Below are 25,598 nucleotides of genomic sequence, written 5' to 3'. Positions count from 1 at the left end.
TCGCTGTCGCCGTTTCCTGGCGCATTCTCAGGAACAGGCGTTTAGGCTAGCAATGCATCCGTCTAGTGACCAAAATAGCTGCGGTGACGAGAGTTATGCTGACGTCTTCGTCGGCTGATCGACAACCGAGAAGCAACCCACTAACCTTGGAGCAACGGGTTAGCGTAACTCAAAATGGCTAAGATGCTTATGAATAGGTCATTGCCACAACGTTGAGTGTGACATATAGTAGTTTCAATTATACAGGATCGGATTGTGTGAAATATATTATTGTGGAGGGCATGGATTGCTGTGGGAGATATGTCAAATTCATCAACGAAGCTCGAAACGGGAATCAAAACAATACCCACTGCCAGTCACAGATCTGGCGGTCTCGAAACGAGACTATCGCGTCGAACGTTCCTCAGGGCTGGAGGGACAGCTGCGGCTGTAATGGCGTTAGCTGGGATAACGACTAATCCCATTGCAGCGCAGTCTCAGCAGGAGATCTACGAGGGTACAGCTGTGACCCAAGTTGAGTACCGTGATCCGTATGGACAGACACAGGGAGCTCGTGAATACCAATTCCCCGCAAGGGTAGTATTTGATGCTCCAAAAAGTGCTGGAGGTGTAACTGAGAACAATCCGTTCAGTTTTTATTTGTTTTCAGCGGATCCAGGAGCTGAGGGGGCGTTAGATCTGTGGTCATCTTACCCGGCAGTAGACTCGGCTGACGGAAGAGAAATATTGTTCCAGTACTGGGAGTTACGGACTGACGGGAATGAATTACAGGGAGAACTGACCAATAGTCACACGGCCGAGGCAGCAGCGTTAAATCTAATCAATACCGAAACCGAAATCGCACCCGGGATTTCGCTCCCGATGCCAGCAGCAATTGTCGAAGGTACTGCATTAAGAGGAGTTTTCCAAGATGGGTCTCTGAGCATCACGGTTCAAGGCGATGTGACCAGCATGAACCGGCCGTTCATCTGTGAGGTGAACGCCACTCGTCAACAGTGAATCTATTCTCTTCTTCCAGTAATAGGAAAATTCCCGCTAGTGATGTACTGAGGCGGTTCGCCTCGATTCTAAGTAATATTATAGGAACTGCTTTCCAGGTGAGACGATCACCTTGTGCTTTGTCGACGAATGCTATGTATCTAGTGTGAGTCTAGATCGATCCAGACGCCAGCTACTTGCGACTAGTGGCGGGCTCCTCTTTACCGTCGCCGGCATTTTCAGCCAGCCAACAATCGCAATCGGAAGGAACAAATCTGATGATACTATCGCACTCATCACGAACGTGCAAGAAGTACCACCGTTCGACGAGAATGTCGAAGACATCGTCAATGACGTGTTCGAGGTCGGTGAGAAACCGCTCGATCGTGTCTCTGGAAGGTGGTTTGTCGAGTCCGCAGTAGTACCAAACGAGGCCGTGCTGGAGTTCTCGTGCAACCGGTCGTGTGCCGTAGATGTCCTTGTAGTAGCAGTGCAGAAAGCCGCGAAACAGGTCTGGTGGCTGGTGAACTCGTGTTCGCCCCCTCGAAGCGGGGGCGAACACGTCGTACTCCAGTAGAAACTCGAACTCAAGGTGCTCGAACAGCGGTACTGTCTCGGTAGCCGCGACATTCAAGAAATCGTCTACCGAAGCTACGTCTTGCAGGGTTGCGCTGGTGCTGGACACACTTTCCGCATCCTGCTGCTTCGTACGTGACGCTTTCTATGACACGCTCAGAGTAAACTTGGGACGGTACTAAGCTGGATGGTGGCCGACACTATTACCCAGTAGACTTAGCAATTGTCTTCAAATCTACATTTAATACCTCGGTAAGTGTACGAGAAGTGATCCTCAGGAGATTGATGAAAGATGATAATTCAAGTGATTGAATCGGGTAGCGTGGTGTTCTGGTTGATCCGGAATTGATCATGCCAGCTACTAATGAGCCAAGTGAAGGAGTAACAAAAAATAAGATAGCATCAGGGGTGTCCCGTCGTCGATTCGTTAGGATTGGCGGGGGCGCAGCTGCGGTTGCGATGACGGGGAGCAGTACGCCGGTCGCCGCTCAGTCCGCAGTGGCGAGTGTCGAAGAGGCACAGTCTGCGACGGTGTTCATTAACATTGAGGGTGCGTACGTTTACCCCGAAGAAGAAGGGGAGTTCGCTGCAACTGGTTCTGGATTCCTTATCGATCCTGCCGGGATTGCGGTTACCAACGATCATGTCGTAACGGGTATGGCAACACTTCGAGCGTACATTGGTGGTGCCACCGACGACAGATTCAATGCCAGAGTCATAGGCGTTGCCCCCTGCTCAGATCTCGCTGTGATTGAACTTGATGGCGAGGATTTCTCATATTTTGAGTGGTATGAGAACGAAGTCACAGAAGGTCTTGATGTTTGGTCGCTTGGGTACCCGCTCGCCGATCCGTCTGATCCAGAATACGTAGTTACGGATGGTTCCGTAGTGGAGGCAAATATTCCGTACGAACATCAGTGGGCATCGGTCGGATCAGCAATAGTACATACCGCTACAACTCACCCTGGGAATTCTGGTGGACCGCTTGTGGCCGAGGACGGTCGTGTCGTCGGCGTTAATTACGGCGGGAATCCGGACCTAAATCGTAATTTGGCTGTCAGTGTTGATCGGGGCCGTAGAATCATTGCACGCCTACAGGAAGGAGAGAGTCTCCATTCAATTGGAATCAATGGTCTAGGGTACAGAAGTGAGGATGGGTCGCTGTCCGGGATATGGGTTGTGTCAGTGGCGTCGGGTTCACCAGCCAGTAGAACAGGTGTTCAGCCTGGTGATATAATTGTCAAAATGGAGGGTCTTTCACTGGGACGGGACGGTTTGATAACCGAATACTGTCAGATTCTCCGTTCGCGCTATTCTGATGATGTATTAGCCATTCAGGTGCTCCGATTAGAGACAGTTGAGACACTGATCGGTGAAATCAACGGTCGCGAACTGGAACCGATTGCGGCAGAAACACTGATCGAGGAACCGTCTGAAGAACCAGATGTTGAGACCGGCTACAGTCAGTATCAAACGATTGTCGATGAGACTGAACTCATTCAAGTTGATGTTCCGGTAGAGTGGGGTGATGTCGCCGGAGACCCACTTGACGTCGGTCCGTATCTGCGGGCAGCTCCTGATCTGAGGGAGTTCCACCAGGGATTCGATACGCCAGGTGTCGAGATCCTAGCGTCAAGTACACTCAAACTTGAGCCAGACAGTATTCTGGATCAGCTTGTCGATGCAGATTGTACTGATCTTGGACGGGGTTCATTTGAAGATGAGCGATATGGCTACCAATATCAGGAGCTTGGTAGGTGTGGTGGAACAGAGACCTCTCTGATCAACATCGTTGGAGTCGCAGTTGATCGATCGTACGTCGTTGTTATACAGATGCGACTCGTAACTGAGCAAGATATAGAAGCAGTACACACAATCCTCTCCTCATTCCAAGTAAGGTGACCTACCTGAACGAGCTCAGCGCATAAAGATCATGGACACGAACAAAGAATCAGACTCGAATAAAGAAGCGGAATTGGACAAGATAGTGTCTATCCAGGCGGTTGAGGAGACACTTGGAAGAATTCTTAACGAGCGGTTCACACAGTTGCTTGGTGCTGGATTACGCTATCCGCTGACGAGTAACGATCCTCTCAAAACAATTCTACTCGGAGGGTATCTACTATTCCCGCTCGTAATCGGTATTGACACTCTCTCGATGAATTATCTTCAGTATCCGGAACTCGGTTACGAGGGAGAAATGACTCTTCCAGGACTTGGAGTTGTTCCAATCAGCGTCCAGCAAGAGTACTTGCTTCCACTTCTACTCGCATCAATTCCTGTCAACGGTTATTTAATATACGTTGTTCAAAAAACTATCAACGAAAAGCATGACCCGTCAGGATTTCCAGAGTTCACTGATTGGGGACGTTGGAAACAGTTAAGCGTAGTAGGATTCAAAGGTTTGATAATTTCGATTATCTGTTTTGTCGCTCCGCTTGTGGTTCTCTCGTCTACTCTTGGAGGAATTACGGGACGAGCATTTACGCAGGTCATCGATTTTGACTCTGCTACAAGCGCTTATCTACTTCCTGCGGTTATTTTGATATATTTCTATCCTGCAGCGATTGGAAATTTCACAGAACAAGGGCGGCTATGGGAAAGCATAGATGGTTTGACTGGTCCGTCAGTATTTTTCAACCGGAGCTATCTGAGAGGTGTCCTGGTAATAATAACTCTGCTTATGACTGCAGTCGTGATGATTCAGGTAGCAATAGAACTCTTCGAATTTATCTCAGTTATTGTTATTGGTCCAATTTTCTTCTATTTCCTGCTATCGATACACTATGTTACTGGTTCTATCTGGAAGGAAATAAGCGACTCATCTGGATCCCCCAATCAGATACCAGAGTTAGACGTTATGAGGGACCGTTCTTCTCAGGCTGATCCAATTGCAGAGGCCTTTGATGACGTACCTCATGTAAATCTTGATGAAATTTCGAGTTGGAAAATTCGGACACGGATTGATCGGCTTGCTGTACGGCTCTACCAGGGGATAAAAAGTAATCCGCTAGTGTGGTTATCCCTGTATCTCATAACATTGGTGCTTATCCAGGCGTCAACCCTAGTTGTCTTCATTGCCTATTTGACTGCAGTTCAGCCTCTGTTCCCACTATCGTTTGCTTCAGCGTTCCTTCTCACCGGATACATTTGGCACCGGTATGGGACTCAGCGAACCCCGTTTAGGACCGTTATGATTACTTTTGTCCTTGGAATGGCATTTGCTACACTCTCGATTAACTTTTTCTTGATGTTTATGCCGATCTATGAAGTTGGGACTGCTGGTATCATACTGTTTTTCGTTCTAATATGGGTACCAATCCAAGAAATAAGTAAACTGCTTGCTGTTTGGATCTATGCTTACCGAAGTCGTTTTTTCAATTCTGTGATTGACGGAGCTGTATACGGAGCCGCCGCTGGACTCGGATTTGCGGTCGTAATGAATTTCCTTCTTCTGCTCGGCCAGCAATTCAGTGAAAGCGGAATTTTAATAGAACAAATAGTAAGATTTACACTCATTATAGCACCCCTTCAAGTCCTTTTTTCGGCATTTGCCGGCTATTATCTTGGCCTTGCGAAATTCAACCCAGAGAACGCTGGTCCAATCGTTACTAAGGGTCTACTTATCGTTATTGTACTTCGCAGTTTCTATGATATTGCGGTAGACCTCATTCAAGCAAGAATCCCCGCAGAGCAGACTGGGATCGTATTTAGCGCTCAGATAGACGCACTTCTCATTTTCGGGATTATCTTCATTCCAATACTAATGGTTATGCTCTTCAGGAAGCTTTCTGCCTACTCTACGCTATATCGAGAAACAATTCACAGTTGTGCAGAAGAAGACACAGGGTCAGACATCGAGATAGAACCACAGGAAACAACACAATTGGAAGATCTTCGTGGACTCCTTGATAGCGGCCTACTTACCTACGATGAGTTCGAAGAACTCCGCAGTAGACTCTAATTGGCTCGCTCTTCCGTAATCTAGCGGAATACGTTGACGGCGATGCAGTCAACCAGTCCGTGAATCGGTGCTCCAGTAAGGTTCAGTGACCGGAGGAAGCCGTAGGTGCGAGCGGCCTGCTCCAAGCCCTGCTTGGAGAGGCCGCAAAACTTCGCTAACCACGGCTGGAGCAGCGACCAGAGACACTCTGCTTGGTTCGTATGAACGCCGTCTTCGGAAACATATCCCTCGTCGTGGACAACGTACCGGTGATCGTACTCCATGCCTCGGTAGGCTGGCAGTCCATCAGTCCAGACCTCTCCCAGTGGCTGGGAGAGGTCGTCCGCCTCCTTGATAACTGGGCCTAAATCATCCTCGTAGTCACTTCCCTCTTAGGCCGAGACTACGCGAAGCACGTCGCGGCAGGCCGCGACGAGCGTCATCTCATCCCCCTGCTCTCCGGTCCAGCGCGTTCGTCCACCCTCGGACGAGCCGCCGCGGTCGAGACCCTCCCGCGGCGGCTCTTGGCCCTTGAAGCCGGAACAGACCTGCTGTGTTTCATCGACCTGTGTTGGGCCATCGACTGTCTGGGAGATGCGCTCCCAGACAGTCGGGAAGCCTCGAAGAAACGCGGTCTCCAGGTCTCTGAGCTGATTGTGAAGCGTCTTGTAGCACGGCGAGAGGAGAGCGGCAATTTGGTTGATGCTGAACAACGTATCAGCGTAGAGGATGGAAACGATGAGGAACTCACCGGGGGTGAGTTCCGCATCGTAGAAGTTCGATCCCCAATCTACTACCGGCGTAATTAACCAACAGGAGCCCCTCTACTGCATCCGTTGTTGGTTAAGCAGGCAATCTTGTGACTGGTACCAATCTGCTATGTACAGACAAAAGACAGACCAATCTCATTGTCCATGGTTCTTTACCTGCTCACCGAGTATAGCTCACAGTGGCTTCAGACGATGAGCAGAACTATCAGTTGGTCACAATTTTACTGGTTGAGCCAAATCCCGGGGATACGCGCCTCTTTACGGAATCATTCAAGGACGCAAAACTGAAGAACGACCTCTACACCGTCTCCGATGCTGACGCCGCCCTTGATTTCGTCAACCAGCGTGGCGAGTATACGGATCATCCGCGTCCTGACTTCATCCTGCTCGAGCCGAAATTACCCGGAAAAAGCGGCATAGACGTATTGACCGAACTGGATGATGAGCCCACATTGCGTGAGATTCCTGTCGTCGTACTCATGAGTTCGAAAATGGGCGAGGACATCGTCAAATCGCACGGGCTTGATGCGGATCACTACGTCCAAAAACCAGTCGAACCAGAGGATTATATCGAATTCGCACAGGAAATCGAGGGGTTTTCGATGGCGCTCGTTCAAGAGGAGTCGACAGATAACTGAGTTTCCTACTGCTGACTCGATATACGAGTCTTTGAGCACGACTCGAAGACAAGTACGAACTATACCGCGTTCAATTCGCATCTGCACATAACGAATCGACCAGTTCAGATTCACGGACGATACTGAATAAAGAAACCGCACTACTATCTACTGATACGCTTGGCCATGGTCAGCAGTTCTGGTTGGAAGACTCTATGAGAAATCGGCTCGTTCTTTCGACCAACCGTGCCTACATTTGGCCGAACAGAATCTGGGAAGTGGCACATCATCGGTCCCGATGGGTGCCGATATGGACGAGCCTTCGCTGACGAGACCGAGAACGTGCCAGACGAGTCGGTCACAGCAACAGATATTGTTGCCTATGAGCCCCCTGACTCATCAGGCAACAGCCAATCTCGTCCAATATCACTCACCGGAAGAGAAGGGTCCCTTCTGCAGGGCGAAAAGGAGACTCAGCGCCTCGTTCTGCCATCCACTGTTCGCGAGAGTGACTCTGAACTGTGTCGTTCATGCCGGTTGCAACTAGAACGCCACCAGAAGCGACGATCACGAGTCATCACTCAGCTCAAGCAAGTGACGCCGATTCGGGACGGGGACTGGAATACGGCCGAGCAGGATACGAGACGCCCCTGTGATTGGTGTCGGGCTCATGAACACACCACTTGGCACACTGAGGAACTCAACTGTACAGTTTGTCCAGCCTGTGGCCGACTCTTCGAGACACCATTTGGGGAGTCAACTGCCGAAAATCAGCCAGAAGCTAACCGCTTGCCGAATACTCCAACCGAACCAGTCGCACCGATCGTGTTTGGAACAGGACTCCCAGACTACGATCCGACCGAATTAGTCGGAAGCAATCGGCCGTTGATCAAATACCGCGACAAGCACAAATATGCTGAGCTGGTGCTCGAACTCGAGCGGACTGGCCATGGGTTCTCAGCCGAGGGGATCACTGCACTCGACGAAATTCGCTCGAACTACGCCACCCAAGTCGCTGATGACAACACACACCAGACTGATGTCACACTCGAGGTCGGTGTGACTCCACGAACGATAACGATTAAGGGGATATTCCCTGAGGATAGCTCGCCAATGATTGGATCGTGTTGGGACATCGTGAGCGATCCGACCAAGTGGTTCCCGATTGGATGGCCAGAGCAAGGATGGATCCACCGCCGATCAGCTGATCCCGCTATCCCAGGAGATGAGCCTGTCGTAGATGCGTTTCCCCGCCTCCAGACACAAACACCAGCTAACTCAGTTGACCTCGAGACACTGCGACAAGTGACCGAGCCAGGCCGCTATGAGCGAGGAAGCTGCTACTACGAACAAGGCTCAGTAACCGGTATCGAGTTCGTCGACGATTCTCTTCAGGCGACAGTCCAGGGGAGTCGTCCATACGAGGTCCAGGTCACTCTCTCAGAGGGGAGCTACGTTAGCGGTCAGTGTAGCTGCCCAGATGATACAGTCCCCTGCAAGCATATCGTCGCTGCCGTATTGGCTAGCGGTGATATTGAGGCCGTCGGCGATGGTCAATCGGTAGACGCTCTTCTAGAGGAAGCGGCCGCCAAAGAGCTTTGAGCCGTGCTTGCTGAACTCGCAGATGAAAACATGCAAATGAGGAAACACCTCTATGAGAAGCTTGGTGAAGGCTGACTGCAGTATCGAAATAACGGTTCGTTCTCCACGCCCTCAGACCGGCCTGTAGAGATTCACGAATGTAGATGTCTCGAGTCCACTGGAATCAGTTACACCGTGACGCTCGAGCCCGAGCAATTGCCCTCCGCCTGCCCACCAGCAGTTGGCCGAATCGTTCAAACACTTCTCACCGCTGAGAGTCGGCTCTCACAACGAGAGCTTGCTGAGCGAGCGGACGTCTCGACACGGACGGTCCGGAACTACCGTGATCGACTCGAGGCACTTGATCTCATCAGTATCGATGAAAACGGATATCGCCTAACGTTGTCGTTCCAGACGACCACCGAACGCCGCGAGCCCGTTGCTCCAGCCGTCCTCGAGGAAAGTCAAACGCTCCTCGACGCGGCCGATGCATTGCTCGAGACAATTCTCCCACCAGATCGCTACGGCGATCCCGACGATCCGCTCGGGAATGTGCTGTTCTGGCCACCGGACCCGTTGCGAGTACTTGAGCATCCAATGGTCGGCTCATGGTTGCGCCTAGCGGCTGCACTCACAGCGACAGAACCCACCGAAGGTAGCCGGGCCGTTCAGATGGGGTCTTCGCTCGAGCAGCAGCCACTTTCTCGCGCGACTCCGTAGCATCTGGATCATCGTTCGATCTCCAATCTACTACTGGGCGAGGTTAACCAACATATGCCTCTCTTTAGCACCCACTGTTGGTTAAGCAGACAATCTTGTGATCGGGGCCATGTGCTCAGTACAGGCGGAACAGATACCGCTGCGGTAGCGCCACAAGCGCAGCACCCGCGAGCGACCAGTGGGAGCGGTAGGGAGGGGAGGAGCGCGTTCGCATGGCTCGCTACCCCCCGGTATCATAAGACCTCAAGCTGGGTCGTCGCGAAATCGCTCAACAAGATCCTCTAACTCATCGAAGTCGTTATCAGCACCAACAAGGAGTGTTCCATCAACCGCGTTAGCCGTTGCCAGGGCGTATGCATCCCCAAGCGCCATTGGATAGGCTTCTTTGAACGCGGCTGCGGCCTCCCAACAGTCCCGTGGGTCATAGACTGTGACGCCGATCTCCTCAAGACGTTTGAGGCTGGCTCGAACCTTGTCAGTTCGAAACCCTACTCGAGAACCAACGTATAGCACTTCAGTCTTAGTCACTGGACTAATGTATCCATCAATCTCACCGGACGCAACCTGATCGATCCATTCCTCAACGACGTCACTGCCTGGCTCGTCATCCAGGTAGGCAATGAGTGGTTCCGTGTCAAAGACAACTGTGTCCGTCATTTCTCCTCTGCTTCGTCGGAAAAGCGCTCAACTAGCTCATCGACGCGTTTTTTATCACGCTCTCGCTCTTCACGGAGAAGTGCCGTTGCAGGCCGACTGTCATCACTGTCTCGTTCGATACCACGAAACTCGCGCATCGATCCAACTGGTCGGATCACGATTTCTCCATTCTCATTTTCGATGAACTTGACGCGACCAGGGGCGGGAATTCCGTGCTTTTCTCTGAGATATTTCGGGATCGTTGCTTGGCCCTTTTCGGTGACAGAAACAACTCGTTCCTCACCGTTAGAATGGGTATTACTTGACATAGGTAATACTTTTTTCTGTTCATACTTAACTCTGATCGTGGATGGAACAGATATTCAGTCCTCATAGAACTAGCAGACATAGACGGCTTCGGCAGAAAGTTGTCTATCACAACGCGAGCTTGCTGACTGAGCGGCTGTCTCGGCACGGACGATCCGGAACTACCGCGATCGACTCGAAGCGCTCAATTTCATTCGTATCGACGAGAATGAGTATCGACTGGCATTGTCGTTCCCGACGACCACCGAACGCCACGACCCCGTCGTTCCATCTTGTACGGAGCGCGGGTTAGGGTAGAGGAAAATAAGCCGCCGCCGTCGATTCGAATTACTCGAGAAACAGAACGTCCTCGTTCGACCGGACCCGTATCACACCTCCGGAAAGAATCGACCGTGGAAGCCGAACGGAACGGCGTGTGGCAGGGGTGCACGCGCTCTCTCGACTAACGTTTCCGCATCGAACACGAGCAGCATCGATCGCTCCCGTCGGGTGTCCAGCGCCGTCGCGATCACGACACCGTCGTCCTCCATGGTCCCACCGGGGCGCTGAACCATCCGCGGCTCTTCAACGTAGACGCCCCGTTCCCACCATTCCGTCGCCGTTCCTCGTTCAATGTCGAGTTTGACCAGTCCGTTCGCGCCCTTCCTGTCGGTCGCCTGTGCATACGCGTACCGGTACCGTCGTCCCCGAACCGGTTTCGGAACCGTCGGGAGCTCCATCCCACCGTCGTACCGCTCGAAGCGTCGGACGCGTCCCTCGTCGGGATGGAGTCGGAATCTAATTAGCTGGCCGTCGGGAGCCGCGCTGAAGGCGTTCTCCGAGAGGGCGTCGAAGGTAAGCGCCTGGACGATCTCGTCGTCGTCGAACGCGACGAGATCGAGGACCAGCTCGTTGCCGTCCTCGTAGGCGTTGACGTGATGGAACGTGAAGAACGGCGGCGTTTCCAGCGTCCCGACGAGCGTTTCGGCGTCCCGATCGACGACGATGATCCTGCTTGCGGTCCCTTCGTCGTACTCGAGGAGATCGAGGAATCCTTTATTCCACGGGGCCAGTACCTTCGCCATCGCGATCCGGAGCGGTGTCTCCACGATGACAATATGCGAGTCGGTGATCGAACAGTCGTGGACGTATCCGGGGCCGGCAGCCGGGACGGTAGCGACGTGGGTTCGCCCGGCACGCCCGGGCGGGATCCGGTAGAAGTGATACTTCGGAGAGCGCCCGAACTCCGTACTGTAGCCGATCGTTTCCTCGCGATTGGGATCGACCTGGAGGTGGGCTGTCGCCAGATGCTCCGGAATGTCGTCGCGCCAGCGAAACTCGCCGCGGGTCTCGAGCGTTACTGGGTCGAACGCGATCCGCCGCGGTGCCTCGGTGAGAGCGACAAAGTGCTCGCCGAGTTGGGCGACATGGACGTTCGCGTTGTCCGTCGGTTCGGGCGGTCCGAGCGACCGGAGCCACCGTAGGGTTCGGCGGAACGAATCGCCGCCGGTTGCGAACTCCGTAGCGCCGTGGCCGGAGTCAGCGGCCGCGTACGCGTCGGTCCGCAGGAACCGGTTCGTATACGAAACGGTGCCGTCCGCGAACCCGTAGCGGCGGAGCATCGCCAGGCCGTCGAACCAGTGGGTCGCGCGCTCGCCGCCGAACTCGAACCGTCCCGGTCCGTTCCGGATCAATGCCCCGGATAGCCACGACGGAACGGTACCATCGATCGGCAGCTGTCGGTCGGCGTACTCGGTGTCGACCGTTCGAAAGCCGAGTTCGTAGGCGCAATCGGTTGCGTTCGACATACTCTCACATCGGATGGACGGACGATCAATCCGCGGGAGGCGGCACCGACCGGAGAAGCGACAGATTGCTTTTTCGCTGACCGTCGATGCCGACGACCCGCTAGGGACGCTCATTGGTTCCGTAGTCGTTCGTGGTGAAGACATCAACCGACTCCCGTCCGAAATTCAAACACTCGCTCGAGACGCCAGCAGCGCTCGCTGAGGATGCTCCCGAATTCGCGGTCCGCGTTTCCCTCTCGACAGGGGACCGGGCCACCTACGCAACGGCTGCGACGCAAATCCTCCAGTCGAAGAACTTGCGACTAACTCGAGAAATCGTTTCGTTGCTCCACGCACTGGCTGGCTCACCGTACGCCGCTACTCGAGCCTTGCAGCAACTCGCTACCGAAGACGACCGCCGAGAGCTTCGACCGGACGAACTCCGCTATGCGCTGGGAACACTCGAGCCTGCGCAGCTACTCTCCGATCTCCCACCGACAGTTGGCCGAATCGTTCACACCCTGCTCACCGCTAAGAGTCGGCTCTCACAACGAGAGCTTGCTGATCGGGCAGACGTCTCGACACGGACGGTCAGGAACTACCGCGACCGACTCGAAGCGCTCGATCTTATCCGTGTCGACAAGAACGGGTATCGCCTGGCGTTGTCGTTCCAGACGGCCACCGAACGCCACGACCCTGTTATTTCGACCGTCCTCGAGGAGAGCCAGACGCTCCTCAACGCAGTCGATGCATTGCTCGGGACGATTCTTCCACCCGATCGCTACGGCGATCCTGATGATCCGCTTGGGAGTACGCTATTCTGGCCACCGAATTCATCGCGATTACTCGAGCATTCGATGGTCGGCCCATGGATGCGACTAGCCGCCACACTCACAGCGATAGAACTCACCAGAGACAGCCAGGCCATTCAGATAGGACCAATGCTCGAGCAGCGATCACTTGCTCACATACCTCCGTAGTAGTATCTGGATCATCGTTCTATCTCCGATCTACTGCCGGGCATGGTTAACCAACGGGACCCCCTCTACTGTGCCCGCTGTTGGTTAAGTAGCTGATTTTGTAATTGGGGCCAATCTGCTATGTACAGAAGAATCGTGATTACCGAACTGGGGCTGCTCACGTTCGTCGGTTGGCCGACCGGTTACGCGGTGTACGTCCGTTCACGATCGTAACCTCCCTCTGTAGCATTTCAGTCACCACACTGACTTTTCCGTGGACGAACACACCGTGTTCATCCAAGCCGAGAAATGAACAACCGAGATGGTTCTGATGGTGGAGTGTTTCTCACTATTTCCGACTTAAAATCCAGCTATGATAGATAGAATGAGTCAATCAACCGATTCAGCCGATATTTTGAGGACGGAACGATTCCGACAGACAAGTCAGCCCCGTGAGTTCTTCGCCGTGTAACCAACTCATAAGTTACGAAAACCCACTCACCCAGTTACGCGTTAGAAACATATCCATCATCGGCTAATTATGGGAAACACTTATACCACTAACCTACATAGAATAGAATAGATTATGACTGGATACTACGACATTGTTCTCGGCCTAATCCCGGTTGCACTCCTCGGAATCACCGCAGCGATGATGTTGGTGGGTATCTCGCTGACCGCAGCGGTGCCCGTCGGTGCGTTCGTCGCGATCGGAATCATGGGACACGCGATGTTCGTCAACAGTCCCGGCGAGATCACCGACGAGCCGACCGCGACGTACCCGCCGGTCAACGCCGACTGAGCCGACCGAACCTTCTCCCTCCTCATCTTTTTTCCATTCGACGTCGTTGTCACACGAGATGACAGACACGCTGTTTCTCACCAGTACCGACGTCGTCGGCCTCACCTCGCCGACCGAGTACGTCGACGTCGTCCGAGAGGGGTACCACCAGCGCGGTGAGGGTGCGCCGACCCAGCCCCGCTCGAGTGAGTTTCGCGACAGCGTTAGCCTCTCCGCGTTTGCTCAACTGAATTCTAACTAACAGTCGCCTCGAGCCCCTGGAGGATCCGCCGGCCATTCTAAGGGAAGCTCACTGTATTGGCGAGCTCTCAGATGAAGCCCTCGAAAATCCGGAAACACTCCGAGAGATGTTCATCGAGTGGGGGACTGAGCTCGAGGATCTCGCAGCAAAACTCTCGACCGGCGAGTACGAGGAGCGCAATCGGTTCCGGAGTTCGATCATGCGGTCGATTCACGGCCTTGCTGGCTCAATCATCCATCTGTTCGATGCTCTCGAGATCGACGTCGTTCGCGAACTTCGGGTGCCGGCTGGACTCGACACGAACTCACTGAACGAACTCGCAACCTCGGTCGGCATTGCGACGGCAATTCAGTCGAAATACGGTGCGTTCGCCTGCTACCGGCACTGTTCGAGGCACGAGGAGAGAAGCGTCAGAGTATTCTCTCGCCAACAGTCGATACCAACGGTCCTGAAGACGATATCCACCGACTCCGTCCCAAACTCGAGCAAGCGCTCAAAGCGCCAGCAGCGCTCGCTAAGGCCGCTCCCGAGCTCATGGTCCACCTCTCTCAACGGGCAGCCGGACAGCCCATGCCGCAGCTGCGACGCGAATCCTCCAGTCCAATAACCTCCGACCGACTCGAGCTCTCGTTTCGTTGCTCCACGCACTGGCTGGCTCACCGTATGCCGCTGCTCAAGCCTTGCAACAACTCGCCGGCGAAGACGAACGTCGAGAGCTTCGACCGGATGAACTCCGCTATGCGCTTGGAACACTCGAACCCGAGCAGTTGCTTTCCGATCTGCCGCCGACAGTTGGTCAAATCGTTCAGACACTGCTCACAGCTGAAAGGCGTCTCTCACAGTGTGAGCTCGCCGATCGAGCGGATGTCTCGACACGGACGATCCGGAACTATCACGACCGACTCGAAGCACTCGATCTCATCTGCGTCGGCGAGAACGGGTATCGTCTGGCGTTGTCGTTTCAGACAACCACTGAGCGACGCGACCCCGTTGTTCCAGCTGTCCTCAGGGAGAGTCAGACGCTCCTCGAGGTAGCTGACAGACTCCTCGAAACGGTTCTCCCACCCAATCGCTACGGCGACCCCGACGACCCACTTGGGAGTGCGCTATTCTGGCCACCGAATCCATCGCGACTACTCGAGCATCCGATGGTCGGCTCATGGATGCGACTAGCCGCCACACTCACGGCCACAGAATCCACCGAAGACAACTGGGCTGTTCAGATGGGGTCATCACTCGAGCAGCAATCGCTTTCTCACACAACTCCATAGCAAACTGTGTCTCGTTCTCTCTTCGATCTACTGTTACATGTAGTTAACCAACGAGACCTCCTCTAGTACACCCGTTGTTGGTTAAGAAGCAAATCTTGCGATCGGCCAATCTGCTCTGTACAAGTCAAGTAGATAACAGAGCAGTAATTGACTCCCTGATAGCTGCCAAGAGCAACATGCTGAGTCCCAGTAGCTCTTTATCTTTCTGCTGCACAAACAGTACCATGGCATACTGGCGACGCCTCGTGTCTATAATCGGAGGAAGGCGTATAGTCGGTGCTCTTGGGGCGTTCTACGTCGCATTTGCCGTTCTTCGGATATTCATTGGGTTTAATATTGGTGAACCGATCAGTAGCATCTTCATCATAATCTTGTTAATTTCCGTTCCCGGCTTCTTCCTCCTTTATGGCGCATACTGGCTTCCTCAGAGCGATATCGACGCCGAGTTCTACGCCGACATCGCCGGATGGGCTCTCACCGGATTCGGGGCAGTGGCGGGTGTGCTCATCTTATATCACCTCCAGCCTGAAGGTGGTATTTCTGAGCCACTAGCCGGGATTCCGATTCTCACGGCACTAGGTAGTCTTGGGGGGCTCGGTGTCGGTGTCTATGATGGCCGAGCCAAGACGCGAACTCGACAACTCAAGCGACGAGCCAACCAGCAAGAGACGGTGGCCGACCTCGGTCAATTTGCGCTCGAAACTGAGGACCTCGACTCACTCATGCATGAAGCGGCCCGCAAGGTCTCGGATATACTCGACACTGACTACTGCAAAGTGCTCGACCTCGACGTTGAGAACGAGGAGTTGCTACTCCGCCAGGGCGTCGGATGGAAAGACGGGATCGTCGGAGAGGCGACAACCTCGCCCGTTGAAGCGGATTCGCAGGCAGCGTATACGCTGGCCAATACCCATCCGATCGTTGTCGAAGACCTCGAGACGGAGACGCGGTTTAGCGGGCCGGAACTGCTGACGAACCACGACGTCCGCAGCGGCATCAGCACTATCATCGGACCGTTCGACGAGCCGTGGGGGATTCTGGGAACACACGATACTGACCGGCAAGAATTCACCGAGGAAGACGCTAACTTCGTCCAAAGTGTCGCCAACGTACTCGCGGAGGCGATCGAACGTACGGAAAAAGAACGCCAATTGAGGGAACGGAAGGCACAGCTGGATCTAGCGACCGATGCTGCGTCAATCGGCACTTGGACGTGGGATATCCAGGAGGACGTTGTTACTGCAGATGTGTATCTCACCGAGATGTATGAGATGGAACCGGCAGATACAGCGGGCGGTGCTTCAATGGAGGTCTTTTACGAACCAATCCACGAAGACGACACGGAGCAGACATGGGAGGCTCTCGAGCAAGCTGTCGAGGAGACGGGCAGACTCAATACCGAGTATCGAATTAGGAGTACGACCGGTGACATCATCTGGGTCGAAGCTCGAGGAGAGGTTAAATACGAGGGTGGCGAGCCGGTCGAATTATACGGTACAGTTGCCGATATCACCGAACGAAAAGCGCGGGAGGAACGATTAGAACAACTGGTCGCTGAGCTCGAAGAATCGAACGAACGGTTAGAGCAGTTTGCGTATGCTGCCTCACACGATCTGCAAGAGCCGTTGCGGATGGTCTCGTCGTACCTCCAGCTTATCGATAGTCGATACGAACTTGATAAGGAGGGAGAAGAGTTCATCGAGTTCGCCGTGGACGGAGCCGAGCGGATGCAGTCGATGATCAACGGACTTCTCCAGTACTCGCGCGTCGAAACACAGGGCGACCCAGCAGAGTCAATTGAGTTGGAAGATATTCTTGCGGATACTCGCGAGAACCTACAGATGACAATCGAAGAGAGCGACGCGACGATTGAGGCAGAGCCACTTCCGTGTATTCAAGGCGATCCTGATCAGTTGCGGCAGGTATTCCAAAACTTGCTCGCCAACGCTATCGAATACAGCGACGACCAGCCGATGGTCCACATAACTGCAGAGCGGAACGGCACAGATTGGGTTATCTCCATTGAGGACGAAGGAATCGGGATCGGCTCAGAGGAACAGGAGCAGATCTTTGAGGTGTTCCAGCGAGGTCACAGTCACAGCGATGGTAACGGTACTGGGATCGGTCTTGCAATCTGTGAACGGATTATCGAACGTCACGGCGGTGAGATTTGGGTGGAATCAGAACTGGACGAGGGATCGACGTTCTCGTTTACACTTCCGGCTGAGTAAGCGGCCTGTCCTGCCCGTTCACTATCCTCCGCCGACTGTCCTTGACCCGTACGACATACGCGCCCTGTGTCAACACGATTCTGCTAGCACCACCGGTATTTGATAGAAGTCACAGCGGTAGGTTCGCATATCCACTGAACAGCTGATTCATTGGTTTTACTAGGAAACAAATGAAGCTATCCTGCTGAACCCATGCTCTGTTACCAACTCGAGTTCTCACAGCACCTAAAAACATATTTCCACTACCACGGATATATATTCTAGTAAGCCGTAGTCGCAGACATGCCTGAGGAGAGCCGACAATCGATGACCCGCGGGGAGCGTGTTCGTGCTGCAGCGCGAACATTGCGTACACCTCGGACTGCTCAATGGGTTGCTGATGAAACGGAGGTCTCAGTGAAAACTGCACAGAAGTACCTCGAGCAACTCGTCGAGGACAATGTTCTCCGAAAGGTCGAACAGGGAAACAAGACTCTCTACGGTATCGATCAGCTCATGGCAACCTACCGTGAGGTGGCAACACTCCAGCGGGAGCACGATCAGGAGGAACTCACGGCTGCTCTCGAGTCGATGCGAACGCAGATCACGGAGTGGAAAACCTCGTACGATGTCGAGACGCCAGGGGAACTTCGAGCGAGCATCGCTGACCTCGAAGACACCGACGAGATGAAAGACCGCCGCGAGATCGCCAACGAATGGGAACATCTCGCCGATCGATTGCCAGTCATCCGCGCCGCCCTCAATGAATATGACTGGGCTACCAAACGCGACACCATCTCAGCGTGACGAATGGGACTTTCCGGAACGATCGATAGTGCGGTTTACGAGGGTCTCAAGGACGTCTTGCAGCGATACCCAGTTGTAACAACTGTCGCGTATCAACCAGACAGCATCGTCAAAAAGTTTCTCCGGGCGCAGATTGATCCCGCCCGTGTTGTCCCACCAACTGGTCCAGAACAACCTCGTGTGGACGTCGAATGGCGGTTCACTCAGAACGAACAATTCTATCGGATTCACTATGCAGACCCAAATACGGGGTTCAATTGCGGCTGGCACCGCGATGGAGACCATCCTGAGTTAGGACCAGTCCATTTCCAATATGGGATGCCGAGAGCCGATCGTAGTCAGCACGAGTCTGCAAGCTTTGAGAAGGATGTCCCAACAGAAATACTCTGGAGTGCTCTCGATGGCTTGTTCGAAAGGAGAATTATTGATTTGATGGGTGAGCGGTAACACAGAGATTTGTTGATCGTTCGTATTCTGTCACCACTCTATTTGTCCGGCATGGAGAAGGTCAAGGTCTATCGCTTCTCCGTAGTTAGTTAGCCAATGTTGACTATCCTGCCTTCTGAGTATTGTGAATAGAACAGAGTTCTGACTGCATTGAACTGACAAAGCAACTCAACCAAAGCCTGTACAGGATGGGCAATCGCTCGAGACGCCAGCAGCACTCGCTGGGGCCGCTCCCGAATTCGCGGTCCACCTCTATCGACGGGCAACCGGACAGACCATGCCGCAGCTGCGACACGAGTCCCACAGTCCAAGAACCTGCGGCTGACTCGAGAGACTATCTCGTTGCTCCACGCACTGGCTCACCGTACGCCGCTGCTCAAGCACTGAAGCAACTCGCCGGCGAAGACGAACGCCGAGAACTTCGGCCAGACGAACTCCGCTATGCGCTGGGAACACTCGAACCCGAGCAGTTGCTTTCCGATCTGTCGCCGACAGTTGGTCAAATCGTTCAGACGCTTCTCACAGCAGAAGACCGTCTCTCACAGCGTGAGCTCGCCGATCGAGCGGATGTCTCAACACGGACGATCCGGAACTATCGCGATCGACTCGAAGCGCTCGATCTCATCTGCGTCGGCGAGAACGGGTATCGTCTGGCGTTGTCGTTTCAGACAACCACTGAGCGACGCGACCCCGTTGTTCCAGCTGTCCTCAGGGAGAGTCAGACGCTCCTCGAGGTAGCTGACAGACTCCTCGAGACGATTCTCCCGCCAGATCGCTACAGCGATCCTGATGATCCGCTTGGAAGTGTACTGTTCTGGCCACCGAACCCATTGCGATTACTCGAGCATCCGATGGTCGGCTCATGGATGCAACTAGCAGCTACACTCACAGCGACAAAATCCGTCGAGGACAATCGGGCCGTTCAGATAGGACCCCCGCTCGAGCAGCAGTCACTTTCTCGCGCAGCGCCGTAATTTCTGGTTCGTCGTTCTGTCTCCGACTATCAATCACGTCTAGGTAACCAACGGAACCCCCTCTACTGTAACGGTGTTGGTTAACCAAGCTGATCGCGGTTGTTTGGAGACAATTTAGGAGAGATCTGCTACTATAATATTCAGAGAGCACTTGACTATACAGGAAGATCTCTATGAAGTACCGAGTTCGATCCGATCGCAATCTTGGCAAACTCCGATTCCTTGATATTTACAATCAGTTTCGATAAGAGAAGTGAATTACACAAGGTCGTGGAATAGTGATATATGTGGATTCAGTGTCAATCATTGTACGGAAGATGGTGATTATATGGCAAAAGATTACGAGCCACCACAGGTGACCACATTTGGTAGCATAACGGAGATAACGAAGCAAGGGAGAGGAAGAGGGCCGCCGGAAAACCTACCCATAGGCTACGGCCGGGGTCCCCCGTGAGAAAGTAAGCGCACTCAGTGAGATCGATCAAAGGTCCTCTGTACCGGCTGTACCACGGTCAGTTTGTGAAGTCGCCAGCGCTGTCTATTGACAGGCATTGAACGAGGATCTTATCCGCGGTCGGTCGATTGAAGGGGTCGCAACAAGCTGTCTGTATGCTGCCTGCCGACAGGGAGACATTCCACGCAGCTTAGAGGAGGTTACGGACATCTCACGGGTCGAGAAAAAAGAAATTGGGCGGACCTACCGCTATATCGCCCACGAACTCTCTCTCGAAGTGGACCCAACTGATCCAAAGAAGTACGTCCCCAGGTTTTGCTCTGAGCTGGGTTCGAGTAAAGCAGTTCAGTCGAAAGCCAGAGAAATTATTGATACTAGCACAGAGCAGGGGTTACTCTCTGGGAAATCTCCGACAGGGTTTGCCGCCGCTGCAATCTATGCTGCAAGCATCCTCTGCGATGAAAAGAAAACACAACGCGAGATCGCAGAAGTTGCACAAGTGACCGAAATGACGATTCGGAACCGCTATCAGGAGCAAATCGAAGTACTAAATCTCCAGTAGTCGCTTTCTGCCAGTGGAACCACCGCGGTTGACTCAAGGCGCTCGATCTCATTCGCGTCGACAAAAACGGGTATCGACTGGCGTTGTCGTTCCAGACAGCCACCGAACGCCACGATCCTGTTGTTCCGGCTGTCCTCGAGGAGAGTCAGACGCTACTCGACGCTGCCGATTCACTCCTTGGAACGATTCTTCCACCCAATCGCTACGGCGACCCCAATGACCTGCTTGGGAGTGCGTTGTTCTGGCCACCGAACCCATCGCGAGTACTTGAGCATCCGACGGTCGGCCCATGGATGCGACTAGCCGCCATACTCACAGCCACAGAATTCACCGAGGACAATCAGGCCGTTCAGATGGGATCAGCGCTCGAGCAACAGCCACTTTCTCGCACAACTTCGTAGCATCTGGACCATCGTTCTATCTCCGATCTTCTACCACAGTCAACTAACCAACGAAGACCTCTCTGTTGTACTCAGTGTTGGTTAAGCAGGCAATCTTATTATCGATACCAATCAGTTCTGTACAGGTGGAGTAGGTGCCGGAGTAACAATCGATCTCACGAGATATGGCAAGAACAACTTGCTGAATATAGAAGATGGATGCAGGACGGTTCAGGGCTGGAACTACTCGCTTTCAACTCGCTGCTTCAGCGCCTCGTTCATCTGCTTGAAGCCAGTTTCGACATCGTCCCCAATTCGACGGTTGATGAACCCGACTAGCGCCCCACGAAACGTTTCAGCGTGCGTCAACCGTGTCCGTTCACCATCATCTGATGTGGTGAGGACGAACCGGTGTTCACCATCGTATAAGCCGGGGACAAACAACCGTCCTTGCCACCGAAATTCGGTCGGTTCATTTGCGACGAGTACCGTCGGGCGGAACGTCATCGGTCTCGTGTTCTCGTAGACCGTTGTCACTTCCAAACGCTCGCCTTCGGTCGGTTCACCATCTATCTCTAGTACGGGATTCCACTCAGGATATGACGCGAAATCGGTCAAGACAGTCCACACAGCGTCAGGAGAGGCATCAATTTCGATTTCGGTTACGATCTCATCCATAGAACGCATTTTTTGTGGCGTAATAATAAATCTACATTTTGGTCCGGTTTTGCAAGATATTCGCTGTGTATCTTGCACGTCTCTCAAAATCCATCACCGACTAAGGGTTCCAACAGGACCAATTGGCAGTAATCGAGTTGTCACAGCTGAAGCTGCGGATGTTCTCCTGGTTTTCAGATAAAAACAACTGGGGTTAGCTCAGTACGTATCGAAGCTTTGAGAGGCGCTCGACGGGCGTCTGCCCGCTAACTTCGATCTGTTCGATACAGCGGTCGAGACCGAGGATCCGGCCGGCGCCGAAGACCGCGATGGCCAGAAAGACGACGGCGTAGATCAGCGTCGAGCCAAACAGTGCGAGCCAAGCACCGTCCCACCCGCCAAGGTAGAACATGCTCATCTGGATCGCGCCGCCGAGGGCGGCCAACCGGACAAATGCGCCCGCAATGAGTGCCACGCCGATCAGCACCTGCATGATCGGGACAACATTTAAGTTCTAACAATCGAAGTCTACGCACTTATCCGATTCATCAGCATCAAATTATTTTATTCCTATTAAACATTGTCACCCATCGTGATTTCTGAAAATGAAAGTCATAGTATTATAATATTCTTTCGTCGGCCATCTTGTGGCTAATTGCCACGGTCAGTAACCATGAGCAGCAGACATCACGAGCGGACCGAATCACAAGAGGAGAGCGAGCGCTATACTGAAGCGGAGGCAGTGGCGCTCGACGATGAGGCGTTCAAGGGGAGTTCGATCGACCGGCGAACGTTCCTGAGCGTCGCCGCGGCGACCGGCGCGGCGCTCGCGCTACCGAACGCGGTTGCTGCGGAGGTCGAGCACCCCGCGCTGACCGACCGAGCCGCGTTCGTCGTCAACGCTACGCCGGACGACTACGAGGTACCAGTCGTTATCGAGTTCGATGCGGCAGCCGGCGTCCCGGAGGACTTCGAGACGGAGTACACCGACCCGGACTGGGGCGTCGACGACCAGACTGCCCCGCCGACCGCGGTGACGCGAAGCGAGCCGACGCCGGCGGCCCACGCCCGCCTCGACGCCGACGAACTCGGATCGGTACTCGATGAATTCGATGACTACGTCGAAGCGGTCGCTTATTCCATGGGCGCCAATCCGTGGTGGCATCTGGAGGACCCCTACGCGGATGGCGTCTTTCCACCGGTCGAGGAGTCTCGCGACTGGCTCTCGTTCGAGGAATCCGTTCAGGGTATCAGGTACCTGGAAGAGGAGGTCGCTCCCGACCGAATCAACTTCTACTCGATCGGAGAATCTCCCGGCTGGAACAACCAGTTCACCAGTGAGGACCCCGACCCGAACGACGTCTACGTCACGGAGGTCACGAATGACGTCGACGACGAGGCGTCCTTCGACGAGAAGGACAAAGTGGTGTACTCGCTTAACATCCACGGCGACGAGCGAGCCGGCACTGAGGCCGGCTGTCGGATCATTGAGGACATCGCCTACGGCGAGGCCCCCGACTTCGAGGAACTACTCGACGATGTCGTCCTCCTCTTCCTGTTTACGAACCCGGACGGATGGGTCTCGCGCAAGCCCGAAACCGAGATCCCGTGGGTGGCCGACCACAACTGGAACTTCCAGCGGGGGAGCGCGTCGGGTCTCGACACGAATCGGCAGTACCCGACGATGGGTTGGACGGATCCGTCGTTCTGGCCTGCGGAACCCGTGGACACGCCCGACGTGCGCCCCGACGATCCCGACGGTCGGGGCTACCACGAGATGGTCCCCGACTCGCTGGCCATCGTCGAGCACTTCCGCGACTACGACAACGTGGAATTCCTCTGTGACTACCACGGGATGTACACCGCCGATCACATGGTGTTCAACCTCGAGACGAACGCTCCGTTCACCCACGACAAGACTCATGACCTAGACGAGGTGAGCATCCAGATCGGCGAGGCGATGGCCGACGAGTGGGGCTCGATCGAGGCTGAACCGCTCGCGTCCGACATCATAGCGGCCTCGGAGACGGAGTATGGGTCCCCGTCTCTGCCGGGTGGCGACAGCTACGATGGCCTGCTCGACTGGGGGACGATCTACGACTCGCTCGCCTACCAGGTCACGGGCGCGTTCCTCGGGTGGGCCGGTCAACCCGAGGAGTTCGGCGGCCTCGGTGCGGTCACCGTCGCCCCGGAGGTCATCATCTCGAATCACTTCGGCGACGCGATCAAGGTGTGGAAGCCGTACTGGTCGCGTCACTACGAGACCGCCTACCGACTCTCGATGCGCGAGTACGCCCGAATGACTGCCGCGGAGACCGACGCAACCGTGGCGACCGATGGACAGGACACGGCCTACGTTAGCTCGGACGAGCTGACGCGCCGGTCTGCGGACCTCCCACATACCAACGAGAGCCCTGGCCAGGGCCAGGGTCCCGGGCAGGACCGGGCAACCGAGGTGCGACGGCGCCACGAGACCGTCCAGCCCGGCCCCGACGGCAGATCGAGCGTCAACACGTCCGCCGGCGAGTCGGCACACTCGCTGTTCGTACACTTCCAGGGACTCTCGACCGCTACCCAGGGAACGGTTCGGCTCGTCAATCCCGCCGGGAACGTCGTCAAGGAGATTGATCTCGCGGATCGGGACGTCCGCAGGCACGACTTCGAGGACTGGTTCGTCCGCCGTCCCGAGACGGGCGACTGGAACGTCGAGATCAATACCGACGCCGACGTCGACGTCCAGACGACCCTCATCGAGTCGGAGGGGGCCCCCGATCCCAGAGACACCCTGGGCTACGAACAGACCGAGTACGTCGTCAACCCGATGCAGTTCTTCGACGACCTCGAGCCGTTCGTCGAGGACGGCGACGTGAACGGGCTGCGCGTCCACGACGTCCGAAACGGGCGACTGCTCCGCGGCCAGTCCGGTAGGCGCCACTACGACAAGCTGGTCGTCTCCCACGACGACGGGATCGACGACGACCGCTACATCTCGGCCATCGAGGGGTTCGTCGAGGCCGGTGGCGACCTCGTGTTGACCGACAGCGGCGTCAACCTTCTCGGAGTCCTCGATGTCGGTGACGCCGCCGACATCGACGGCGATGACGTAAGCGACATCGAGGTCAACTTCGCCAACCTCGAGGATCGAGACTTCGACCACGACCTCCTCGCGGGGATCCGTCCCCGGCAACAGGAGATGTGGAAGGGATCACAACTCGGCTACACGACCGGCGTCGACCAGCCCGCGACCGTGGTCGACGAGGACGTCTTCCGAGAGGCGAACGGCGAGGTCGCCGGAACGATCGGCGGGGAGGGCGTCGGCGCCGGCCGGCTCGCCGCCGGCGACGCCGAGATCACAGTCCTCGGAAGCGTGCTCCCGCCGGCCCAGCAGACTGAGCTCCACCCCTTCGGCATGGCCGACTATGCCGTCTCGTTCATGGGTCACACGCTGCTCTGTAACGCTCTCGGGTTCCAACAGCGCCGGTACGTCGATGGCGAACTGGTCGGGACGTACGGGGAGGTTCGGTAGGGCTCCGGTTTCGGGGACCTGCCAATCGATTTTTCGACTGACATCCGCAGGCAGCTAGTGATCTCGGATGTGTCGAGTTCGCAGGGCCGAATGGGTCGGTCGTACCAGCGTGCGGTTCGGGGATGACTGAATCGATGCCGGGTCGCGCCGGTACTCGCCAGGATGCTCAGTGTTGATTTGCTCCGTGAACTCCTCTCGAGTACCAAAGGTCCTCGAGCAGTCAAGAGACGGACAGTCGTACGTCTCGACGTCGTCATTCATGGCCTGATCGCTTTCTCGGAGCAAAGACGAGGGCGGTCGGGGGCTCCTATGAGGGATTGTGTTTGTTTTCCTCAAGCAGCTCGTCGCCGAGCCCTTAGCGTACGACTGGACATTAGTATGTAGCAGAATTGTA

At 54.8% G+C, this 25,598-nt stretch carries 18 protein-coding genes and 6 pseudogenes; 16 read left to right on the top strand and 8 right to left on the bottom strand.

The features are described from left to right. Positions 1-300 precede the first annotated feature (300 nt). A complete protein-coding gene (locus tag C491_RS22605; RefSeq protein ID WP_152421351.1) occupies positions 301-999 on the top strand; it encodes a twin-arginine translocation signal domain-containing protein in 699 nt (232 codons plus the stop codon). Positions 1,000-1,297: 298 nt separating this feature from the next. Here the strand turns inward: C491_RS22605 and C491_RS15165 are convergent. Further along, positions 1,298-1,663 (bottom strand): annotated as a pseudogene (locus C491_RS15165) (transposase); the annotation flags it as partial. A 242-nt stretch (positions 1,664-1,905) separates the two neighbouring features. On the opposite strand from C491_RS15165, the gene C491_RS22005 reads away from it, so the two are divergent. Together C491_RS22005 and C491_RS22000 are read left to right on the top strand one after the other, a co-directional pair. Further along, a complete protein-coding gene (locus tag C491_RS22005) occupies positions 1,906-3,456 on the top strand; it encodes a S1C family serine protease (protein WP_083909362.1) in 1,551 nt (516 codons plus the stop codon). Positions 3,457-3,487: 31 nt separating this feature from the next. Continuing rightward, a complete protein-coding gene (locus C491_RS22000; protein WP_083909361.1) occupies positions 3,488-5,518 on the top strand; it encodes a PrsW family glutamic-type intramembrane protease in 2,031 nt (676 codons plus the stop codon). Between the two features lie 20 nt (positions 5,519-5,538). On the opposite strand, the pseudogene C491_RS15150 reads toward C491_RS22000, so the two are convergent. Further along, positions 5,539-6,282: pseudogene (locus C491_RS15150) on the bottom strand (IS1595 family transposase); the annotation flags it as partial. Positions 6,283-6,446: 164 nt separating this feature from the next. Between C491_RS15150 and C491_RS15145 the strand changes: the two are divergent. From C491_RS15145 to C491_RS23780, 3 genes and pseudogenes are all read left to right on the top strand, one after another. Then, a complete protein-coding gene (locus C491_RS15145; protein WP_005557831.1) occupies positions 6,447-6,905 on the top strand; it encodes a response regulator in 459 nt (152 codons plus the stop codon). A gap of 903 nt (positions 6,906-7,808) precedes the next feature. After that, positions 7,809-8,486: an SWIM zinc finger family protein gene (locus C491_RS23785; RefSeq protein ID WP_241431341.1), complete on the top strand. Its 678-nt coding sequence runs from the start codon at positions 7,809-7,811 to the stop codon at positions 8,484-8,486. Between the two features lie 174 nt (positions 8,487-8,660). After that, a pseudogene (locus C491_RS23780) lies at positions 8,661-8,801 on the top strand (HTH domain-containing protein); the annotation flags it as partial. 60 nt (positions 8,802-8,861) lie between these two features. On the opposite strand, the gene C491_RS23775 reads toward C491_RS23780, so the two are convergent. The 4 genes from C491_RS23775 to C491_RS15125 form a co-directional block, all read right to left on the bottom strand. Beyond that, complete coding sequence (locus C491_RS23775; RefSeq protein ID WP_049892115.1) at positions 8,862-9,059, bottom strand: hypothetical protein; 198 nt, start codon at positions 9,057-9,059, stop codon at positions 8,862-8,864. A gap of 369 nt (positions 9,060-9,428) precedes the next feature. Continuing rightward, positions 9,429-9,842, bottom strand: a complete 414-nt coding sequence (locus C491_RS15130) for a type II toxin-antitoxin system VapC family toxin (protein ID WP_005557826.1) — start codon at positions 9,840-9,842, stop codon at positions 9,429-9,431. Further along, complete coding sequence (locus tag C491_RS21990; RefSeq protein WP_005557825.1) at positions 9,839-10,150, bottom strand: AbrB/MazE/SpoVT family DNA-binding domain-containing protein; 312 nt, start codon at positions 10,148-10,150, stop codon at positions 9,839-9,841. The genes C491_RS15130 and C491_RS21990 overlap by 4 nt, the downstream gene beginning before the upstream one ends. Positions 10,151-10,516: 366 nt before the next feature. After that, complete coding sequence (locus tag C491_RS15125) at positions 10,517-11,935, bottom strand: carotenoid oxygenase family protein (protein WP_005557824.1); 1,419 nt, start codon at positions 11,933-11,935, stop codon at positions 10,517-10,519. A gap of 134 nt (positions 11,936-12,069) precedes the next feature. Between C491_RS15125 and C491_RS21980 the strand changes: the two genes are divergently transcribed. The 9 genes and pseudogenes from C491_RS21980 to C491_RS21950 all read left to right on the top strand — a co-directional run. Further along, positions 12,070-12,894: a helix-turn-helix domain-containing protein gene (locus C491_RS21980; RefSeq protein WP_005557823.1), complete on the top strand. Its 825-nt coding sequence runs from the start codon at positions 12,070-12,072 to the stop codon at positions 12,892-12,894. A gap of 565 nt (positions 12,895-13,459) precedes the next feature. Beyond that, positions 13,460-13,675: a hypothetical protein gene (locus tag C491_RS15115; RefSeq protein ID WP_005557822.1), complete on the top strand. Its 216-nt coding sequence runs from the start codon at positions 13,460-13,462 to the stop codon at positions 13,673-13,675. A 58-nt stretch (positions 13,676-13,733) separates the two neighbouring features. After that, positions 13,734-13,874: pseudogene (locus C491_RS21975) on the top strand (ornithine cyclodeaminase family protein); the annotation flags it as partial. 148 nt (positions 13,875-14,022) lie between these two features. Next, positions 14,023-14,523: a hypothetical protein gene (locus C491_RS21970; protein ID WP_083909360.1), complete on the top strand. Its 501-nt coding sequence runs from the start codon at positions 14,023-14,025 to the stop codon at positions 14,521-14,523. 73 nt (positions 14,524-14,596) lie between these two features. Continuing rightward, a complete protein-coding gene (locus C491_RS21965; RefSeq protein ID WP_241431340.1) occupies positions 14,597-15,187 on the top strand; it encodes a helix-turn-helix domain-containing protein in 591 nt (196 codons plus the stop codon). A gap of 224 nt (positions 15,188-15,411) precedes the next feature. Further along, positions 15,412-17,418 carry a sensor histidine kinase gene (locus tag C491_RS15105; protein ID WP_005557820.1) on the top strand — a complete coding sequence of 669 codons (2,007 nt, stop codon included), beginning with the start codon at positions 15,412-15,414 and terminating at the stop codon, positions 17,416-17,418. A 282-nt stretch (positions 17,419-17,700) separates the two neighbouring features. Then, on the top strand, positions 17,701-18,204 hold the full coding sequence (locus C491_RS15100; RefSeq protein WP_193787542.1) for a DUF7342 family protein: 504 nt from the start codon (positions 17,701-17,703) through the stop codon (positions 18,202-18,204). 635 nt (positions 18,205-18,839) lie between these two features. Next, positions 18,840-19,625, top strand: coding sequence for a helix-turn-helix domain-containing protein (locus C491_RS22600; protein WP_241431339.1), 786 nt, complete (start codon positions 18,840-18,842; stop codon positions 19,623-19,625). 464 nt (positions 19,626-20,089) lie between these two features. Beyond that, positions 20,090-20,641, top strand: a pseudogene (locus C491_RS21950) (transcription initiation factor IIB); the annotation flags it as partial. A 623-nt stretch (positions 20,642-21,264) separates the two neighbouring features. On the opposite strand, the gene C491_RS15095 reads toward C491_RS21950, so the two are convergent. Continuing rightward, positions 21,265-21,699, bottom strand: coding sequence for an SRPBCC domain-containing protein (locus C491_RS15095; RefSeq protein WP_005557813.1), 435 nt, complete (start codon positions 21,697-21,699; stop codon positions 21,265-21,267). Positions 21,700-21,892: 193 nt separating this feature from the next. After that, a pseudogene (locus tag C491_RS15090) lies at positions 21,893-22,180 on the bottom strand (DoxX family protein); the annotation flags it as partial. Positions 22,181-22,351: 171 nt separating this feature from the next. Here C491_RS15090 and C491_RS15085 point away from each other — a divergent pair. Next, complete coding sequence (locus C491_RS15085) at positions 22,352-25,204, top strand: M14 family zinc carboxypeptidase (protein WP_049892112.1); 2,853 nt, start codon at positions 22,352-22,354, stop codon at positions 25,202-25,204. The last annotated feature ends 394 nt before the right edge of the window (positions 25,205-25,598 follow it).

The organism is Natronococcus amylolyticus DSM 10524, from assembly GCF_000337675.1.
Taxonomy (GTDB): domain Archaea; phylum Halobacteriota; class Halobacteria; order Halobacteriales; family Natrialbaceae; genus Natronococcus; species Natronococcus amylolyticus.
The sequence above is the reverse complement of the archived record's forward strand: the minus strand, read 5'-3'. Positions and strand labels throughout refer to the sequence as shown.

Bases quoted from the DNA above. Each gene is read 5' to 3' on its own strand.
- C491_RS22605 (WP_152421351.1), top strand. From the start codon at position 301: ATGTCAAATTCATCAACGAAGCTCGAAACGGGAATCAAAACAATACCC.
- C491_RS22005 (WP_083909362.1), top strand. From the start codon at position 1,906: ATGCCAGCTACTAATGAGCCAAGTGAAGGAGTAACAAAAAATAAGATA.
- C491_RS22000 (WP_083909361.1), top strand. From the start codon at position 3,488: ATGGACACGAACAAAGAATCAGACTCGAATAAAGAAGCGGAATTGGAC.
- C491_RS23775 (WP_049892115.1), bottom strand. From the start codon at position 9,059: ATGCTCAAGTACTCGCAACGGGTCCGGTGGCCAGAACAGCACATTCCC.
- C491_RS15130 (WP_005557826.1), bottom strand. From the start codon at position 9,842: ATGACGGACACAGTTGTCTTTGACACGGAACCACTCATTGCCTACCTG.
- C491_RS21990 (WP_005557825.1), bottom strand. From the start codon at position 10,150: ATGTCAAGTAATACCCATTCTAACGGTGAGGAACGAGTTGTTTCTGTC.
- C491_RS15125 (WP_005557824.1), bottom strand. From the start codon at position 11,935: ATGTCGAACGCAACCGATTGCGCCTACGAACTCGGCTTTCGAACGGTC.
- C491_RS15115 (WP_005557822.1), top strand. From the start codon at position 13,460: ATGACTGGATACTACGACATTGTTCTCGGCCTAATCCCGGTTGCACTC.
- C491_RS21970 (WP_083909360.1), top strand. From the start codon at position 14,023: ATGTTCATCGAGTGGGGGACTGAGCTCGAGGATCTCGCAGCAAAACTC.
- C491_RS15105 (WP_005557820.1), top strand. From the start codon at position 15,412: ATGGCATACTGGCGACGCCTCGTGTCTATAATCGGAGGAAGGCGTATA.
- C491_RS15100 (WP_193787542.1), top strand. From the start codon at position 17,701: ATGCCTGAGGAGAGCCGACAATCGATGACCCGCGGGGAGCGTGTTCGT.
- C491_RS22600 (WP_241431339.1), top strand. From the start codon at position 18,840: ATGGGCAATCGCTCGAGACGCCAGCAGCACTCGCTGGGGCCGCTCCCG.
- C491_RS15095 (WP_005557813.1), bottom strand. From the start codon at position 21,699: ATGGATGAGATCGTAACCGAAATCGAAATTGATGCCTCTCCTGACGCT.
- C491_RS15085 (WP_049892112.1), top strand. From the start codon at position 22,352: ATGAGCAGCAGACATCACGAGCGGACCGAATCACAAGAGGAGAGCGAG.